This window comes from Anaerolineae bacterium, assembly GCA_013178015.1.
GTDB lineage: Bacteria > Chloroflexota > Anaerolineae > DRVO01 > DRVO01 > Ch71.
The window spans coordinates 1-17,335 of sequence record JABLXR010000028.1 but is presented as its reverse complement, the minus strand read 5'-3'; the positions used below and the strand labels follow the sequence as shown (position 1 = coordinate 17,335).

The window sequence follows — 17,335 nt, the reverse complement described above, 5'->3', positions numbered from 1 at the left end:
GGCCCGCTCAGTGGAGGCTGGGGATGAAGTACGAGGAGCTCAGGCCGCATCAGATCAACGACGTATTGCGGGAGACGCCACTGGCCTACCTTGTCTGGGGAGCGCACGAGTGGCACGGGGTGCACAATCCGGTGGGGCTGGACACGCTCAAGGCCTACCACATGACCCTGGCGCTGTGCCGGGAGACGGGCGGGGTGGTGCTGCCGCCGGTGTACTGCGGGTACCAGACCATGAAGCCGTGGGGCGGGTTCCGGCACACCTTCGAGTTCTCTCGGGACCTAGTCACCCAGTACGTGTACGAGCACCTAGAGAACCTGTACCAAGAGGGATTCAAGGCCATGGTGGTGGTGATGGGCCACTACGGGGGCAAGCATGTGGAGGCGGTGAAGGAGGGAGTAGCTCGGTTCACCGAGAAGCATCGGCTGCCCCGGGTCATGGCCATCACCGACTACGAACCGGCCGGATGGGTGGAAGTGAAGGGCGGGGACCACGCGGGGAAGAACGAGACCTCGCTGATGCTGCACTTCCGCCCGGAACTAGTGGACCTGTCCCGCTTGCCAGCAGGGCAGCTGGACTCGGCCCGCGAGGGTTGCACCGCCGATGCCAAGGAGGCCACTGCAGAGCACGGGGCCATGCTGGCGCGGCTCTTCGTGGAGCAGGCCGCACCCCGGGTGCGGGCGCTCCTTCGGGAGGCGTTGGAAGGGTGGCCGGCGGAGATAGCGACCGGCTGAGTCCCGGCGGTCTGGCCCGTCGTGGTTCTTGACTCAGCGCCTATAATCCTACTAGAAGAGTATAACATGTTGCTGAATGGGCAGCGCCATAGCTGCCTTCTTGAGGGAGGACTGTAACGTCATGCCTGCCAGGAAGATCGTTGACGGAGTATTCTCGGTCGGGGCGGTAGATTGGGACCGGCGGCTCTTCGATGCCCTGATCCCGCTCCCGGATGGAACCAGCTACAACTCGTATCTGGTGCAGGGTACCGATGCCACTGCGCTGGTGGACGCGGTTCACCCGACCATGGTCCACGTGCTCATGCGGCACCTGGATGAGGTGGGGGTCAAGCGCCTGGACTACCTAGTAACCAACCACGCCGAGCAGGATCACTCGGGGGGCATCCCGGCAGTGCTCGAGCGCTACCAGATGGCGAAGGTGGTGTGCACCCCCAAGTGCGCCGACATGCTGGAGGACCTGCTTCACCTGCATCGAGACCAGATGGTGACGGTCGAGGACGGCGAGAAGCTGTCGCTGGGCGACCGGACTCTCGAGTTCATCCACGCGCCCTGGGTGCACTGGCCGGAGACCATGCTCACCTACCTGGGCGAGCAGAGAATCCTGTTCCCCTGCGACCTGTTCGGTTCGCACCTGGCTACCTCGGAGCTGTACGGGGTGGACCGGGGGCGGGTGGAGGAGGCCGCCAAGCGCTACTATGCCGAGATCATGATGCCTTTCGCTCGCAACATCGTGCGGCACCTGGAGCGACTGGAGGGCTATGACATCGGGATTATCGGTCCCAGTCACGGGCCGCTCTATGACGACCCTGCCTTCATCATGGACTTGTACCGGGATTGGGTGAGCGCGGAGCCCAAGAACGTGGCCGTGGTGCCCTACGTGTCCATGCACGGAAGCACCAAGATGATGAGCGATCATCTGGTGTCCGAACTGACGCGGCACGGGGTCACGGTGGAACGGTTCGAGCTGACGGTGACCGACCCGGGTAAGCTGGCCATGTCGCTGGTGGATGCGGCCACCATCCTGATAGGGACGCCCACGGTGCTGGCGGGCCCTCACCCGGCCGCCGCTAGCGCTGTCACCCTGATAAATGCCCTGCGCCCGAAGGCCAGGTTCCTGGGGCTATTCGGCTCCTTCGGTTGGGGCACGCGAGTGGACCAGCAGATCGCCAACATGCTCACCACCGTCCGTGGCGAGTGGTTGGAGCCGGTGCTGGTCAAGGGGATGCCGAGGGACGATGATCTGGCGTCGCTGGCGAGGTTGGCTCAGACAGTGGCGGATAAGCACCGGGAAGCTGGTCTGCTCTGATCTCGCCCCAGTGCTGTGGTGGCCGAGGCCCCGGGTGTACGTCCGGGGCCTCATGCCGCAGCCCCACGGCACTAGGCGGAAGTAGGTGCTGCCGGGCGAACCCCGCGAGCCAGGGACCACCCGCCGAACGCTGCTACGGCGCTGAAGGCGATCACCTGGGCGAAGGGGAAGCCAGGCGGGGCCGGAGCGGCCACGATGAAGGCGTCCACGGCACAACGCTGGCCTCGCGACTCAGGGTTGCTCTGCCCGCTGGTGGTGAGGCGCAGGAGGTGCTGACCATCGCTCAGGCCACCGATCACTTGGATTTCGCCCTGCCACTGCACTTCGGGCGAGTACAGATCCAGGTATGAGTTGCCTTCCGAGTCCACGGGCAGGCCAGGGACGCGTTTGCCGTCGAGAGTGGCGTGGAGGATGCCGGAGCGACTGTCCTTGAGGGCTACCAAGGTCACCCCGTCGCCCTTGAACTTGAGGGTGAGGGTAGCGCCCGGCTCTTCGGCCACGGCGACGGCCCCGCCGCTGGCGTCCTGGAAGATAGCGTTCTGCCAGCCCCTTCCCCACTCCACCCCGGGGCTGGTCTCCTCATGATAGCCCGGGCCGGCGGTGGCCAGGGCGTTGGCGGCGTCCTTCACGGTGTAGTAGACCCGCCTGGGGGTGAAATCCACGTCCACCATGCGGAAGTAGTAGTCGGCCGCATCGGGGCTGATGTCGCCCACCTGGCGGAAGTACCAGAAGCTGAAGACCCCCGCCCAGGGCCAGCTCCGGCGAGCCATCTCGATGGCCCTCAGGACATACTCGGCCTGCTGCTCCTCGGTGACTCGGCCGTAGATGGCTCGCTCGTCGGGCATGTCGTCAGGAGGGGCGTTCCAGCCGAACTCGTTGAACCACACTGCCTTATTGGCATCGCCATAGCGCTCCATCACCTGGCGCTGGAGCAACACGCGGGAGAAGTTCAGCTTGTCCCGGCCTGGAGGGTCCTCGGGCGGCAGGTCCATGCCGAAGGCGTTGACGGAGAGGATGTCGAAGTAGGGCTTGGCGCCGGCCTGGTACATCTCCTCCAGGAACTGGATGTCGTTCATGGCCCGCCACTTGCCGGGCTCAGGATGCGGTTCTCCCAGGGTGATGGCCAGGGGCGCCGACAAGATGTAGACGTTGGGGTTGGCCTCCTTGGCTCGGCGGTAGGCTATGCGCAGGAGCTCCACGTAGCCTTGCGGGTCCACCGGGCGATTGCCCCATTCACTCCAGAGGTTGGGCTCGTTCCAGATCTGGATGTAGTCCACCCGGCCACGGTAATGATCAGCGAAGGCGTGGACGAAGTCGCCGTAGTCCTCCAGGTTATCAGGCGGGCGGCCGGGCACAGTGTTGTCCGCGCGACTCCAGTCGGGAGGACGATCCAACCGGGCGATCACGCGGATGCCATAGCGCTCGCACAGGTCCACGATGTGATCGAACTTCTCCCAGTCCAGGTCCTCGGGGGTGCGGGCCTTTCCGTCCCTCTCGATCTCGGCCCAGGAGAACTGGATCTTGGCCCAACGTATGCCGGCCTCGGCGGCCATACTTAGGGTGCGCTCCCGTTTCCAGTCCTCCACCTCGCGAGGAAGGAAGAAGTTGGCGCCGTAGGGGCTGACATCCGTGTTGGGGATGCTGCGCTTGGGCGCGATGGCGGGCTGCCTCTCGGCGCCAAGCCAGGGAAGCAGCGCCAGGACGAGCCCGATCAGCGCGGCGCCGATCAGGCCGGCGTACAGATAGGCTGGGCGGCTGAGGACCGCGGGCCCGTTCTCACTCGCCATGCCGGGACCTCCCACTGATGGGGGATTCTAGCCGCTGGGGGCTGCCAGGCAAGAAGGCATGGCGGTGCCGTTGATGCCGTGGCCGGAGATACCGCGCTCTATGCAGCACGACGCTACGGGGCCGCCCTCTCCCCCACGTGGGGTCCCCGCACCACGGGGGCGATTGTCCCTGGTCTCGCCACCACCCTATAATGACCATATGAATGTGATTGCCACCCACGAGAATACCGATTTCGATGGCTTCTCGGCGCTCGTGGCGGCCTCCAAGCTGTTTCCTTCCGCTCTCGCGCTGCTACCGCACCAGATGAACCGCAACGTCCGCGGATTCCACGCCCTTTACCAGGACAGGCTGCTGCTGCACCGCCCAAACGACCTGCCTCGTGAGCACGTGGACACACTCATCCTGGTGGACACCCAGACGCCCCCGCAGCTCCGGGGGGTAGACGGGCAGACGTCCCTGGTCATCGTGGATCACCATAGTATGGACCAGCGCCTGGCCAACGCAACGTACGAGCTGGACACGACGGGCTCCACGACCACCATGCTAGTGGAGCGTCTGCTAGAGAGCGGGATCGGCATTGATCCTCTGGAAGCTACCCTCTTCGTCCTGGGGATATACGAAGACACCGGGGGCCTGACCTACAGCGGCACCACTCCGCGCGATCTGCTGGCGGCGGCCCGCCTGATGGAATTGGGGGCGAACCTCGAGATTGTAAGGGAGTTTCTCAGCTATCCCTTGACCGACGAACAGCGGCAACTCTACCACCGGCTGGCCCAGAGTCTGACTACGTTCCTGGTAGAGGGAGTGACGGTAGCGGTAGCTGCGGCCGAATCAGAGGTCTACGTGGAAGAGGTCAGCGTCCTGGCCCACCGACTGATGGACCTGTACGAGCCTCAGGCGCTGTTCCTCCTGGCCAAGATGGACGACCACATCCAGATGGTGGCCCGGAGCGAGAAGGGGACAATAGACGTGGGCCGCGTCGCCCGGCACTTCGGCGGGGGCGGGCACGCCCGGGCTTCGGCGGCGCTGGTGCGGGAACGCAGCCTGAATGAGGTCAAGCGGGAGCTACGGGCGTACCTACCGGTGGCGGTGGAGCCCACCACCACCGTCCGGCAGATCATGTCCTACGGCGTGCATGTCCTCGCTCCCGATACACGGGTGGCCGAGGCGGCTGCTCTCATGCAGCGCTACGGCCACGAGGGTTTCCCGGTGGTTGAGGGCGGCAAGCCGGTAGGGATCATCACTCGCCGAGAGATAGACCGAGCTCTGCACCATGGTCTGGATCGAGCTCCGGTGCGGGTGTATATGCGGGCTCAGGGTGTCAGCGTGGACCCGGAGACGGGAGTGCGCGAGCTACAGCGGCTGATGACCGAGCACGACATCGGACAGGTGCCGGTGGTAGAGGATGGCCGGGTGATTGGCATCGTAACCCGTACGGACCTCATCAAGCTGTGGGCAGCGGAAGGCGAGGGGGCCTCCAAGCCCCCTCGGGTAGTGGAACGGCTGGAGAGCGCCCTGCCGGCTCCTCTGTGGCGGGTGCTGCGTATCGCCGCCGATGTGGCCGACGATATGGGCTACAACCTCTACGCCGTGGGCGGTTTCGTCCGCGACCTGCTCCTGGGGTTCCCGAACCTGGACTTGGATCTGGTGGTGGAAGGGGATGCCATAGCTCTGGCCCAGCAGCTGGCTAAGCGCCTGGGGGGCGAGGTCAAGAGCCACCGGCGCTTCGGCACAGCCAAGTGGGTACTGGAGAGAGAAACGATGGCGGGTCAGGAGTGGGCCGACCTGCCCGAGCACGTGGACTTCGCCACTGCGCGCACCGAGTTCTACGAGCGGCCCAGCGCCCTGCCCATCGTGGAACGGAGCTCCATCAAGCAGGATTTGCACCGGCGGGACTTCACTATCAACACCCTCGCCATCACTCTGAACCCGGGTAGGTTGGGGGAGGTCCTCGACTTCTTCGGCGGCTTGAGAGACCTGGACCAAGGAGTGGTCCGGGTGCTGCACAGCCTTTCGTTTGTGGAAGACCCCACCCGGATGCTCCGGGCAGTGCGTCTGGAGGCGCGCCTGGGCTTTCAGATCGAAGAGCGCACTGCCGAGCTGATCCGTGACGCGGCGGAGCTTCTGGAGCGCACGTCGGGGGAGCGAGTTGCCGGGGAGCTGATGCTCATCCTGCAGGAGGAGGCTCCTGAGCGCGCCCTGGCTCGTCTGCAGGAGTTCGGGCTGCTGGAGCGCGTGGCCGAGGGGCTCCGCTTCACGCCTCAGCTGCACACTGCCATGGAGGCAGCCAGGATGTCGGCGCCGCGCTTCGAGGTGAAGACGGCTGACCTGCCGCAGACGTACCTGTGTTTGCTGGTGTGGGACTCATCCCGAGAGGAGATTCAGAGCCTGGTGACGCGCCTCCGATTATCCCGTGCGGTCGCCCGGCTGGTAAGTCAAGTGCCGGCCCTGAGAGAGGTGGTGGAGAGGCTGGGAACGGCGGCTCTGACGCCCAGTCAGGTGTACCGCTGGCTCGAGCCATATGCTGCCCCCGGCCTCCTGGCTGCCTATGCCGTATCCTGCGACGAGCGCGCCCGCGAGCGGCTGTTGCGCTACCAGACCGAGTGGCGACGGGTGCGCCCGCAGATCACCGGCAGAGACCTGCGAGGATGGGGGCTGAAGCCTGGGCCCATTTACCGCGAGGTACTGGAGGCGCTGCGGGAAGCGGTGCTGGATGGCGTGGTGGCCGGCCGGCAAGAGGAGGAGCGACTAGTGCGGAAGTGGCTGGCTGAACCGTCGCGGTTGGCCGAGGTGCGTGAGGGAGCAGAGCGGTGAGGATCTCGGTGGGCCCGCTGTCGTGGGAGCGCCAGTCCGGCAGGCCGTACTTCGTGCAGGGCCATCAGATAGAGCCGGTGGCCTGGGTGCTGCGCGGAGGCAAGGCCAAGGTGGCTGTGCCGCTCCACGGCCCGGTCCTGGGCCGCGTGTGGGCCTGGGTCCACGTTCGCCCCACCAGGATACAGGTCACCGACCCACTCGGCCGGCGCTACAGCATCGCCGTGGCCCCCCGGCGCCGCTGGGGTGGAGTAGGGCTGCTGGCGTTGCTTGTGCTCGCGCTGTGGCTGTGGAGGCGGTACAGGAGGCCTGCCCGTTCCGGCACGTGAGGGGAGGAGGGAGGCGATGGTAGAGGGCCTGTTTCAGTGGTTGGATGCATTCAAGAACTCCAACATGGTGCGGGCCGCCTTCGGTGAACCCTATGAGGCTGCCGGTAGGACGGTGATCCCCGTAGCGCGGGTGAGCTACGCCTTGCGGGCCGAGGGCGAGTTCGAGGGGGAGGGGCCGGAGGCGGGGGTGAAGCTGGCGGGCGGCGGCCTAGGCCAGCCCCAGTCGCGCTGCTACGTCCGGCCCATCGCCCTGGTTAGCGTGGGTAGCGACGGGGTGCGGGTGAGCGAGATCACCGACCGCTCCTCCCTCGCCCTATTGGGAGCGGGGCTGCTGGCTTTGGCCTCGGCGCTGGTGTGGCGCTTCGCCCGAGGACGGGGCGGTTGACGGGGGGCCGATCCATTCGGCGCAACGTAGGGAAATGGTGAGGATTCCGCTGGTTCTGGCCTTTCTGGCCGCGATCTCGGTGGAAGTAGGCCTACCGGCGGTGGCCAGTCTCTGGGCGGTGGGGAGCCTCAGAGTGGGTTGGCGGGTCTTCGGCTATGGGGTGCTGACCTTTGCCGTGGTGGGGTTAGTCCTTCTGACGCCGCTCACCGACTGGGCCACTCGTGGGCCTGTCGCCTCCTCCTGGGGGCAGGCCCACGCGGGGCGCCTGGGCGCGGTCGTGGCGCTGGCCCTCGCCACCGCGGTGACCGAGCAGATCGGCCGCTACCTGGGGTTCCGGTTGCTGTTCCGGGACCTGCGGCGCACGTGGCGGCGGGCGGTGGTCTTCGGCCTGGGGTATGGCAGCCTGCAGTCTGTGTATCTGGTGGGGCTGCCGGCGGCCATGGCCCTGGTGAACGTCATCGTGTTGCCTCAGGTCAACCCGTCCAGCGTGGCCCAGACAGTCGGGGAGCTGATGGCGCTCCGAGCGGCCAAGGAGCACGTGGCCACCATGGCCGTCTGGCTACCGCTGGTGGACGGTGCTGAGAGCGCCCTGACCCTGGTGCTGCAGGTAGGCCTCTCGGTTCTGGTGGTGCAGGCGTTCCTGCGGTCGTCGCGAGCCTGGGTCCTGTACGCGATGGGGTTGCACCTGGCCGGGCAGCTGGGGGTTCTGCTGGGGGATGCCTACTCCCGGCCTCTACTGGGGGTGCTGGTGCTGCTGCCGGTGGCGGTCGGGGCGGCCTACTGGGCGTTGAGACTGAGGCCCGTTCCCCTGCCGAGCACGGCCTCGTAGACACGCACCGTCTCTCGGGCGATGGCGGCCTGGGTGTAGTGCTCCAGCACCCGCTGGCGGCCGGCTACCGCCAGCTCCCGCCGTAGCGCGGGTGAACTCTGCAGCCGGGCCAGGGACGCGCGCAGGGCGGCTACGTCCCCTTCGGGGAAGACCAGACCTGCGGGCCCGATCACGTTGGGGATCTCGCCTGAGTCCGATCCCACCACTGGCACTCCGCAGGCCATGGCCTCGACCAGGACCCGGCCGAATTGCTCCTTCCAGTGGGGCCGAGAGATCGATGGCAGGACCAGACAGGCAAGCGATCTCAGGTGAGCGGGCACGTGCGGGGACGGCACGGGGTCATGCCAGCGTACGCGGGGTGCCACCCCCAACTGCTCGGCGAGTCCTTGCAGGTTCTTGGCCTCGGGCCCGGCACCCAGGATGCTCAGAGACCACTCCCCGGTCAGGCCGCCGGCGGCCCGCAGCAGCAGGTCCACTCCCTTCTCCGGCACCAGCCGTCCCACGTAGCCGATGACGAAGTCCTTCGGTGGGGCGGGAGGGGGGCTGAACCGGTCCGGATCCACCCCGAACTGAGGCAGCACGGTGACGGGGCCGGTGTACCCTTTGGCCCGCAGCACCGCTGCGGCCTCGGTGTTCCCGCTCAGAGCGTGGGAAGCGGTGCGGTAGCAATAGCGCTCCAGCAATCGGAAGGGCACAGGATAGCGGCGGTTCAGGTTCTGCCAAGTGAAGAAGACGGCTCGCGCCCCGGACCGGCGAGCGGCGGCCAGCGCCAGGGCGGTGGCCAGGTTGTAGGGCTCCTCTTCCATGTGCACGATGTCCGGTCGCTCTTGCCGGATCAGGCCGCCCAGCCCGCGGAACCAGTGCAGGTGGAAGTGGCCGTTCAGAGCCAGGGGAAGCACGCGCAGCCGATAGGAGGAATCATCGCCGGGTTCGAGCGGCGACCGGCCGCGCTCGTCCTGCCACGACGCTGGCGCCACCAGCGTAAGATCGACGCCCAGCTCCGCCAGCTCGGCCGCCTTACGGCGATACTCGGCCACCACGTAGGCTTTGGACGCGAGGAGCACCCGCATGGCCCGGTCGCTAGCGGTCAAGTGGCTTACCCGGGTCTTGCTTGGCGGAGGCGGACTCGAGTGCCTCGCAGAAGAACATGGCCCCCCGGTTCGCCGCGTGGACGGTGAGCTGGCATTCCTCTGCCCCCTGGCCCTTCCCCCACTCCTCGACCGCCGCCATCAACGCTCGGCCGATGCCGCGGCGGCCGAACCCTTCATGCACCACCAAGGTGCCGACGACGAAACGCTTCGGCACCAGGTAGGGCATCGGCGGCATTTCCCGGAGGGCCGCCTCCACCAGGCCGACGACGAGACCGCCGCTCTCGGCCACGAGGAGGAGCGACTGGGGATCGTTGATGAGGTCGGCGATCCATTCCCGGATGCCAAGAGGCTCCTCTGGGCGGCGGAACGTGCGGGGGCGAGGCGCAAGTGCATCTCGTCCACCTGGCGGTACAGCTGCTGCAAGGCCTCCACGTCGGCGACGGTGGCCCGGCGGACGCTGGCGGTCACTGCTACGGTTCCACCGGTTGGTGTATCTCGAGCTGCATGGTGGGGCCGCTCCTCCGGATGACGACGTACTGGCGCCAGTGAGGCGAGGACGGAATGGGAGTGAGGTCGCCCCAGGTGGCGAAGCGCAGGTGGGGACCACGGCTCTCGGTGCGGGCCTCGGCGGCGCGTAGCACCATCTCGGCCACGGTCAGCAGGCTAGCCGTCTCCACGGCGCACAGGAGCTCCCCGTCGCCATCAGGCGACCACGAGCGCCTGAGGTGCTCCAGCCGGCGCAGCCCTTCGGTCAGCCCCGCAGCGGTGCGGACCACGGACGCCGCCTGCGACATGACTTGCTGAACCGCGCGCCTCAGGCTGACGGCACTCCCGGCTCGGGCGGAGAGCCGATCCAGGCTGTCCAGAGCGGCGCGTAGGGAGGCTGGATCAAGCGTCGGGCTGCGGCGCGAGGCCAGGAGAGCGGCGCTGTCTCCGGCGATACGGCCGAACACCTGTGAGTCCATGAGGGCGTTGCCACCCGGGCGGTTGGCACCGTGCTGCCCACCGGCGACCTCCCCGGCGGCGTAGAGCCCAGGCAGGGACGTCTCGGCGTGGGTGCGTATCTTGACGCCGCCCTGGAAGTGCTGGGCCGCGGGCGCCACCTCGACCAGATGGCCCGCCTCCAGATCGACGCCCCTGTCCTTGAGCCACTCCACTGACGGAAGGTTGATGGCCCTGAGCCTCTCTAGAGGACTGCTGCGGTACGGCTCATCCTCGAAGGGCACGCCCTTCGTGTCGCGGTACCAGCGCCTGACCTTGGCCGGCAGGGAGGACACCTCCAGCTCTTGCGGGTTGGCGCTGTAATCGAGGTACACTCGACGGCCCTCCGCCCTCTCGTAAGTCACGGCGATGTCGAGGACGTGGCTGGGCTGCTCCAGGGACACGGGCCAGCTGGCGCCCTTGCTGAAGAGGAGGCCGTAGGCCTCCTCGGGAGGGGTGTCCGGCGGCAGGTAGCGAAAGAGGAACTCCTCACCGGAGTCATTCACCATCCGGGGAAGGGCACGCATCATGCTGCCGGACATGGCTAGCCCCGTAGCGACGGAGCACAGGCCGAGCTGGATGAACTCCATATTCACCAGTTCGGCGCCGGCGCGGTAGGCCATGGCATAGCCATCGCCGGTACAGTCGGGCGGGAAGACGTTGATCTCGAAGATCTGGCCAGCGCCGCCGGTGGCCAGCACCACACCGCCCGCGGTGATCGCCAGCCGCTCGTCGCCGGTCTGGCTCAGAAGCAGCGCCCCGGCGATGCCGCCGTCCTGGCCCCGGAGCAGGTCGGTGGCGCCGACGTGCTCGATGACCCGGAGGTTGGCCAGACTGCGGGCGCGTCGGACCAGGGCCTCCTCGATGTGCTTAGCAGTATAGGGCCCGGTGTAACAGGCACGGGCATACTCGGACCCATCGGTGACGAACTGGTCCACGGTGCCGTCCGGCCGTCGAACCCAGGGAACGCCCAGGCGATCGAGGTAGTGGAAGGCCGAGGCGGCCTCTCGCGCCTGAATGGCAGCCAGGTCATAGTCGGAGACGTAGCCGCCGATGCGGTAGGTGTCGTCGGCGTGGTGCACCCAGGAGTAGGGCTCGCGGGGCTCGGTGGTGGGGAGAGTGGCGTGGAAGGCCATCCGGTCGGAGCAGGCGGTGGCAGTGACCCCGCTTCGGCCCAGGGAGCCCTTGGTGGCGAGAAGCACCGATAGCCGGGGGCTGTGCTCGGCTGCAGCGATGGCGGCCCGCAGGGCGGCGCCGCCGCCCCCCAGCACCAGCACGTCTGCCGAATCGTGCGCGACCCCTGGCATGCTCTACTCCCTGGGGCCGCCAAGCGGGCGCTGCGAGCCATCGTTCTGGCCGGAGCCGAAGCGGTGGCAGGCGAACACGGCATAGGCGGCTTCGATGTTGGCGGGTGGCGTGTCCGGTGCGGCCTCGGCCCGGCCGATCAGCCCGCCTTCTGGCAGGGCCAGGGACTCGATGACCCGTCGGGTGTACTGGCGCACGTCATCGGGCGTGCCGTAGGGCAGCACCTGCTGCCGGTCCAGATCGGTGGAGATGCAGACCCGCCCGCGACAGAGTTGGGCCAGCTCATCCAAGTCGTGGCAGGAGAACTGGGGGTTGAGCACGTCCACCCCGACCTCGATCAGGTCGGGGATGATCTCAGCGATGCAGCCGTCGCTGTGAAAGTAGAACGCTTTGCCGGCGTCGTGGGCCACCTGGACCAGCTTGCGGTAGGCGGGCTTGAACAGGGAGCGCCATCGGTCCGGGCGAATCATCAGGGCGGACTGGGTGCCCCAGTCGTCCATGTAGGAGATGCCATCGGTGTCGCGTTGGGCGACGAGCTCGGCGACGGCGAGGTCGTGGGCCAGCACCAGGTCACGTAGACGCTCCACCTCGGGCCGATCCTCGGCGATGTCCAGGAGCAGGCGGTCATAGCCGCGCAGGAAGTGCATGCGCTCAAACAGCCTGCCGGCCCCGAACATGACGAACTTGCCCCGGCGCCGCCCCTCCTCGATGGTGTCGTCCACGGCGGCCCAGTCCTCGGCTCCTGGGTCGGGGGGACGGTAGGCCGGCAGCGCCGACCAGTCGGCCAGGGGGTGGCCCACGATCTGTCCCTCTGTTCCCAGGCCCATGTTCTTCCAGATGCAGCCCCAGGCATCCACGTCCGTGCCCTGTCGGTAGTGCGGGTCTTCCGCCGTTCCATGAAGGGCCCTCTCCTGGCCGGCGAAGTCGCTAGGGTATCGCGCCATGATGGCGGATAGCTCAGCTCCGTACCGGTCCACCGCCCCGGGTAGCACGCCGTAGATGAGGGGGATGCGATCCGGCGTATGGAAGCGGATGGCAGCCCAGACGCGTTCTCTACCGGTCATGGATGTCTCCAGAGGAAGCTGAGAAGGAAGTTAGCACCGAGCGGCGCTGGCGGTCAAAGCGGAGGGCGCGGTCATTCGCCGCGCCCGGCCCTTACGGTGTAGCCGACGATCACAGCCGCTAGAAGCGCCACTGCGGCACCGGTGCGATAGACTCCGACCATGCCCCACGCGGCGTACGCGCCACCCATGATCACGGGGCCGAGCGTCTGACCGAGGCGGAGGACCATACCGTTCAGCGACATGAACGCCCCCCTATGCTGCGGCGGGGCCAGGCGTGCCAGCAGCGACTGTATGCTGGGGACGTTGATGCCCTGGGCCAGGCCGAAGATGGTGGCGGGCACTATGAAGAGCCACAAGCTGGGCACCAAGGGGATGAGAGTCATGGCCGCCGCGTAGAGCAGGAAGGCCACCACGATGAGAGAGCGCTCCGACGAGCGGCGCACCAGCCGGCCTAGCTGGGAGGACACCAGGGCAGTGGTGATCGACATGCTCGACATAATGAGGCCGATGACCAGCGAGGAGCCCCCGAAGGAGTCGGCCAACAGGAAGGGGAAGTAAGCCAGGTAGGCGCCATAGATGATGATGAAAGTGGCCAGGCTGGCGAGGAAGAGGCCACCGATGCGGCGGTTGGTCACGCTGATGAAGGCATCGGCCAGGTACTGCCGCAGGCCCTGATGGGTCAGCGGTTCCGGGCTGTCCAGCCGGAACAGGACCAGAAGGCCCACAGGGATGGCCACCACAGGGAGGAAGAAGGGATAGCGCCAGCCCAGAGACGCGAGTGCGCCACCGATAGCAGGATAGGCGGCGGTGCCTACGCTGAGCACGCTAGCGTTGTAGCCCATAGCAGCAGTGCACCGGCGGCCCGAGTAGAGATCGCCGATAATGGTGACGTTGAGGGAGCCCAGAGCAGCGGCACCGAGCCCCTGGAGGAAACGGAGGAGGAGCATGAGGTCCATGCTGCCGGCCAGGGGCAGCGCGGTGCCGGCCGCAGCGAATAGGAAGAGAGAAGGCACCAGGATCCGCTTGCGGCCCACGTGATCTGCCATCATGCCCAGCACCGGTGTGGCCACCACCCCAGGTAGGGTGAAGACGGTGATGAGAAGGCCGGTCGCCTGAGGGGTGATGCCCAGGGACCTCTGCATGGTGGGAAAGGCCGGTGTGACGCTGGACACGCCCAGAACGGCGATCAGAGTGACGGCGAAGATGATACGCAAGTTGGGGTCGCGATAGACCGCTGTGGGCGTCTGCACTGCCGTCTGTGGCTCTTCCGCGTACAACTGGGGGCCTGCTCCCGGCGCCACCTGGCGCTGTGATCCCGGCATTATACACCGGATGGGTCAGAAATGCTGGCCTGCCTCACCGCTGGACGGCCACTCGGCCCATCTTCTCGTCCACAGTCTCGAGGGCCAGGACCACGTGGCGCAGGGCGCGAGCTTCGAGATCCTCCAGATAGCCGCGGAAGCCCTCGCTCAGGGTCCCGTCGGGTCCGAAGCCGGCTCCGGAATGGGCCATGGCCGACTCGAGTTCGCTCACGGCGCGCACGTAGTAGTAGGCGGAGGCAAGGCGGTCCAGCACTGCCGGCTCCTGCAGCCAGGGGAGCTCTCCGCCGCGAGTGAGAGCCTGCCAAAGGTCGTCCTTGAGCGGTTCCGAAGGGAGAGGGGTATCGGAGCCTTGGCGGGCCAGGAGCAGGTCGCCGTTATGCTCCAGCTCGCGGCGAAGGAGACTCAGCACCGTGGAAGCGTGCTCGGCCTGAGAGCGGCGGTGCTCCTCCATTTCTCCTCGGCGGAGCTGGTCGCGGAGGCCCAGGGCGATGGGCACCCCCACGAGGATCGCTGCCAGGGACGATCCCAGGCGGGAGAGGAACTCACGCTGGAAGGCCCAGTCGGACCAGCAGGCGGTCAGGCAGTATACGCCGAGGGAGGCGAGTAGGCCGAAGAGCACCGAGACGCCGACCAGCCGCATGAGCAGACGCAACCGCTTGGCCATGGAAGACCCTCCCCGGGGAGATGCGGGCGCGAACGCCGCCAGGTACTGGGTCGCAATTCGCGGGCCAGTGTGAGTCTCGCTCGAGGAACGTGCCGGAGTTCACTCCTTGAGCACGATGGTATCGAGCCGGCTCACGAGGGAGGGCCTGCGGGCGTAGCGGGGGTGGGGCTCGTGTACGCGGCTGCGGAAGCGCTCCTGCCTCCCCAGCGAGGCTGCCAGGTCGCCCAGGTCCTGGAGGATCTGGACGGCGTGGTCATGGCCAGCGGCCTGGCACCGGCCGATCAGGTCCTATACGCCGCCTTCACAGTACTGGTACTCGCTCATGCGCCGTTTCCTATGTCGCACGGAAGTCGGGACATGGCTAGGTTACTCGGCGCGCCACCGCCTCCTGAGCCACTCAAGAGCCCCTGGGGTATTCCTCCAGGCCCCAATCTGATCCTGGGCGTAGACCACCGCTTCGCTCTCATTGCCCAGAGACATGAACTCGGGCCGCCTCAGAGGGATACGCCTCCGTCCGACAAGGTAGGCCGGGACGTACGAATTGCTGTCCATCGCCTGGCGCAGAAGCTGGCAGGAGTGAGCGGTGTCGCCTTCGGTCTGGAAGCTGTGCAGGGCACGGCCGTACTTCCACGCCGCCGCCGGGTCGTCCTCGTACTGCTTGAGGAGCCTGAGGGTCCCTGCCTGGTCGCCGCTTTCGAGGAGCCAACCGAGCAGGGCGTAGCGCACTCCCTGGTTGTCGTTGGGGTTCAGCTCCAGCATGCTCCAGGCATGGCCGATGGCCTCCTCCCGGCGACCGCACTCCCAGAGGGCGAGAGCCAGACCTAGACGCGCTCGCATGTAGGGACGGGTCTCGATCACGCCCCAGAACCGGTCACGGTACTCCTCGAACGCCTTGGGTCCCAGGGCTCGCTCGCCGGCGGCCACCCCCTGAGCATACAGATCCAGAGCTTCTTCGGCGGTACGGGCCGTTTCCTCGGCCAGTACCACGTAGGCGTCAGCGCAGTCTGGGGAGATCTCCAGCGCCTGCTGAGCCAGGCGGACTCGCTGCTGCCGGCTGCGGGCCTCCCAGGCCTGGTAGATCAGCTCCTGAGCTTTCTGCAGAGGCGTCTCCGCCGGGCGCTCGGGGATGGGGCCGTCCTTCAGGAGTTCGCTGAGGAATGCCTCGAGCTCCTCTTCAGTCTCGAAGTCCTGCTCCGCCAGGATCCTGTCGATGTTCCCCAGCGCTCTCTCCATGATTGCGGCTTCGAGCCCAGCAGGGGGTGCCTTGGGCAGATCGGGAACGAAGGCGTCCGTCAGCAGATCGTCTGTGTCCTGCGAGAAAACGCGCTCGAACGCAAGTCTCAGCTCGTCACCGCGCTCAGCTGCCTCCTCGGCGGTCATCCACACCCCGTATCCGCTCGTGCCCAGTCGACGATCACTGGATAGCAGGGTCTCGAGCGGATCGGGTGCCACGCCGGCCTTGTAGTAGCCTTTGGCCAGCAGATAGCTGGCGATCTCCCAGACCAAGACGACGGAGCTACGCTTCCTGCAAACAAACTCGGCGGCAGCCTCGCCTATCTCGCGGTTCCGAGCGGCCACTGCAGCGGCATCCCGGTGGCGTTGGGCCTCGAAGCGCGCTTCGTAGAGCTGTGTCTTCGCGTCAACTACCCGAATCAGGAGGGAGTCTCCTGCCGCGGCGCGATTCTGTACCAGGTAGTGGCGAAGCGGCTCAGGTATGCTGCTGCCCCAAGTGCCCAGGCCCAGGAAGTGACGGCCCAAGGTCACCTCCTCGCCGCTGGGCAGCCGCACCCGAACCGGACCGTCGTTCCGGCGCTTGGCGGGCTCGTCGCTGGTGGGCCACAGAGCGACGCTCAGCTCCGGGGTGAATATGAGAGGATGATTGGCTGGCTTCTTCTCGGTCAGTGGCAAGCGCAGCAAGCTGCCCTCAAGCAGCGTAGGCAGGTATCCATACAGGCCTTTCCCCAGGCTGACGAGCGATCTGCCTTGGTGGAGCGCACCGCGTATGGTGCTCTTGGGATTGGCAGTGGCTATCGGCCTCCGTTCGTTGACGGCCTGCAGAATCTCGGAGAGGGCAAGCGGCCCCGGCGACGATTGGAGCACTTCGTACACCAGGTCTGTGTAGCTCGGTTCGTGCTCTCTGGCCACGCGCACCTCCCCCGACGGCACAGGGCTCGCTCTGCGCCATACGCAAGAGGGGAAGCGTTGCCTCTCAGGCTTCGCTTCCCCCGAATGCATCAGCTGCCTGGAAGCCCAAGGCTTCTCGGCTTGGATTCTGGCTCCTCGGGCTGGACTCGAACCAACAACCAACCGGTTAACAGCCGGCCGCTCTACCATTGAGCTACCGAGGAATACCATCTCATTCTACCCAGGCGATGCCTCGACGGCAACTTGTGAGAGCTCACAATCGGGAGAGCCAGCCTTCGTGCGGGACCCTGCTCGAGAGTGGACCCCCGGGGCTGGATGCTGAGCGGCCTTTTGGCTGGCTGGAAGAGCGAGGCGACGGCATTCTCGCGGGCAAGGACCCGTCGCGCGTGGGCGGGCGAACTCCTCGAGGGGTAGTTGGCTCTTTCCGGCGAGGGGTCCGCGGTCCCACGGGCGATGGGACCAGGGTGAGGACGCTGGGTGCCTGGGCTCCTTCGCGTGGGCGCGCGAACTCCTCGAGGGGTAGTTGGCTCTTTCCGGCGAGGGGTCCGCGGTCCCACGGGCGATGGGACCAGGGTGAGGACGCT

14 protein-coding genes and 1 tRNA gene are annotated in these 17,335 nt (G+C 66.9%); 6 read left to right on the top strand and 9 right to left on the bottom strand.

The window, feature by feature from the left end; genetic code table 11:
• Positions 1–23: 23 nt before the first annotated feature.
• Positions 24–731, top strand: coding sequence for a creatininase family protein (locus HPY83_11830; protein NPV08633.1), 708 nt, complete (start codon positions 24–26; stop codon positions 729–731).
• 121 nt (positions 732–852) lie between these two features.
• Positions 853–2,037: an FprA family A-type flavoprotein gene (locus tag HPY83_11825; protein NPV08632.1), complete on the top strand. Its 1,185-nt coding sequence runs from the start codon at positions 853–855 to the stop codon at positions 2,035–2,037.
• Positions 2,038–2,108: 71 nt separating this feature from the next.
• Here the strand turns inward: HPY83_11825 and HPY83_11820 are convergent, their stop codons facing one another.
• Positions 2,109–3,824 carry a hypothetical protein gene (locus HPY83_11820; protein ID NPV08631.1) on the bottom strand — a complete coding sequence of 572 codons (1,716 nt, stop codon included), beginning with the start codon at positions 3,822–3,824 and terminating at the stop codon, positions 2,109–2,111.
• Positions 3,825–4,023: 199 nt separating this feature from the next.
• Here HPY83_11820 and HPY83_11815 point away from each other — a divergent pair, with 199 nt between their 5' ends.
• From HPY83_11815 to HPY83_11800, 4 genes are read left to right on the top strand one after another with little or no spacing between them, the layout of a single operon-like run.
• Complete coding sequence (locus HPY83_11815; protein ID NPV08630.1) at positions 4,024–6,639, top strand: CBS domain-containing protein; 2,616 nt, start codon at positions 4,024–4,026, stop codon at positions 6,637–6,639.
• On the top strand, positions 6,636–6,965 hold the full coding sequence (locus tag HPY83_11810) for a hypothetical protein (protein NPV08629.1): 330 nt from the start codon (positions 6,636–6,638) through the stop codon (positions 6,963–6,965). The genes HPY83_11815 and HPY83_11810 overlap by 4 nt, the downstream gene beginning before the upstream one ends.
• 16 nt (positions 6,966–6,981) lie before the next feature.
• A complete protein-coding gene (locus tag HPY83_11805; GenBank protein NPV08628.1) occupies positions 6,982–7,350 on the top strand; it encodes a hypothetical protein in 369 nt (122 codons plus the stop codon).
• Between the two features lie 37 nt (positions 7,351–7,387).
• Positions 7,388–8,179, top strand: a complete 792-nt coding sequence (locus HPY83_11800) for a YhfC family intramembrane metalloprotease (protein ID NPV08627.1) — start codon at positions 7,388–7,390, stop codon at positions 8,177–8,179.
• Here the strand turns inward: HPY83_11800 and HPY83_11795 are convergent.
• From HPY83_11795 to HPY83_11760, 8 genes are all read right to left on the bottom strand, one after another.
• On the bottom strand, positions 8,128–9,249 hold the full coding sequence (locus tag HPY83_11795) for a glycosyltransferase family 4 protein (protein ID NPV08626.1): 1,122 nt from the start codon (positions 9,247–9,249) through the stop codon (positions 8,128–8,130). The two genes, HPY83_11800 and HPY83_11795, sit on opposite strands and share 52 nt — an antisense overlap.
• Before the next feature lie 10 nt (positions 9,250–9,259).
• Positions 9,260–9,496, bottom strand: coding sequence for a GNAT family N-acetyltransferase (locus tag HPY83_11790; protein NPV08625.1), 237 nt, complete (start codon positions 9,494–9,496; stop codon positions 9,260–9,262).
• A gap of 244 nt (positions 9,497–9,740) precedes the next feature.
• Positions 9,741–11,558 (bottom strand): FAD-binding protein, encoded by a 1,818-nt coding sequence (locus HPY83_11785; protein ID NPV08624.1) that lies wholly within the window; start codon positions 11,556–11,558, stop codon positions 9,741–9,743.
• 3 nt (positions 11,559–11,561) lie between these two features.
• A complete protein-coding gene (locus HPY83_11780; protein NPV08623.1) occupies positions 11,562–12,620 on the bottom strand; it encodes a hypothetical protein in 1,059 nt (352 codons plus the stop codon).
• Positions 12,621–12,691: 71 nt separating this feature from the next.
• A complete protein-coding gene (locus tag HPY83_11775; GenBank protein NPV08622.1) occupies positions 12,692–13,942 on the bottom strand; it encodes an MFS transporter in 1,251 nt (416 codons plus the stop codon).
• A gap of 34 nt (positions 13,943–13,976) precedes the next feature.
• Entirely contained in the window at positions 13,977–14,606 is a 630-nt protein-coding gene (locus HPY83_11770) for a hypothetical protein (protein ID NPV08621.1), read from the bottom strand.
• Positions 14,607–14,972: 366 nt separating this feature from the next.
• Complete coding sequence (locus HPY83_11765; protein ID NPV08620.1) at positions 14,973–16,751, bottom strand: hypothetical protein; 1,779 nt, start codon at positions 16,749–16,751, stop codon at positions 14,973–14,975.
• A gap of 128 nt (positions 16,752–16,879) precedes the next feature.
• A tRNA-Asn gene (locus tag HPY83_11760) sits at positions 16,880–16,954 on the bottom strand.
• Positions 16,955–17,335 lie beyond the last annotated feature (381 nt).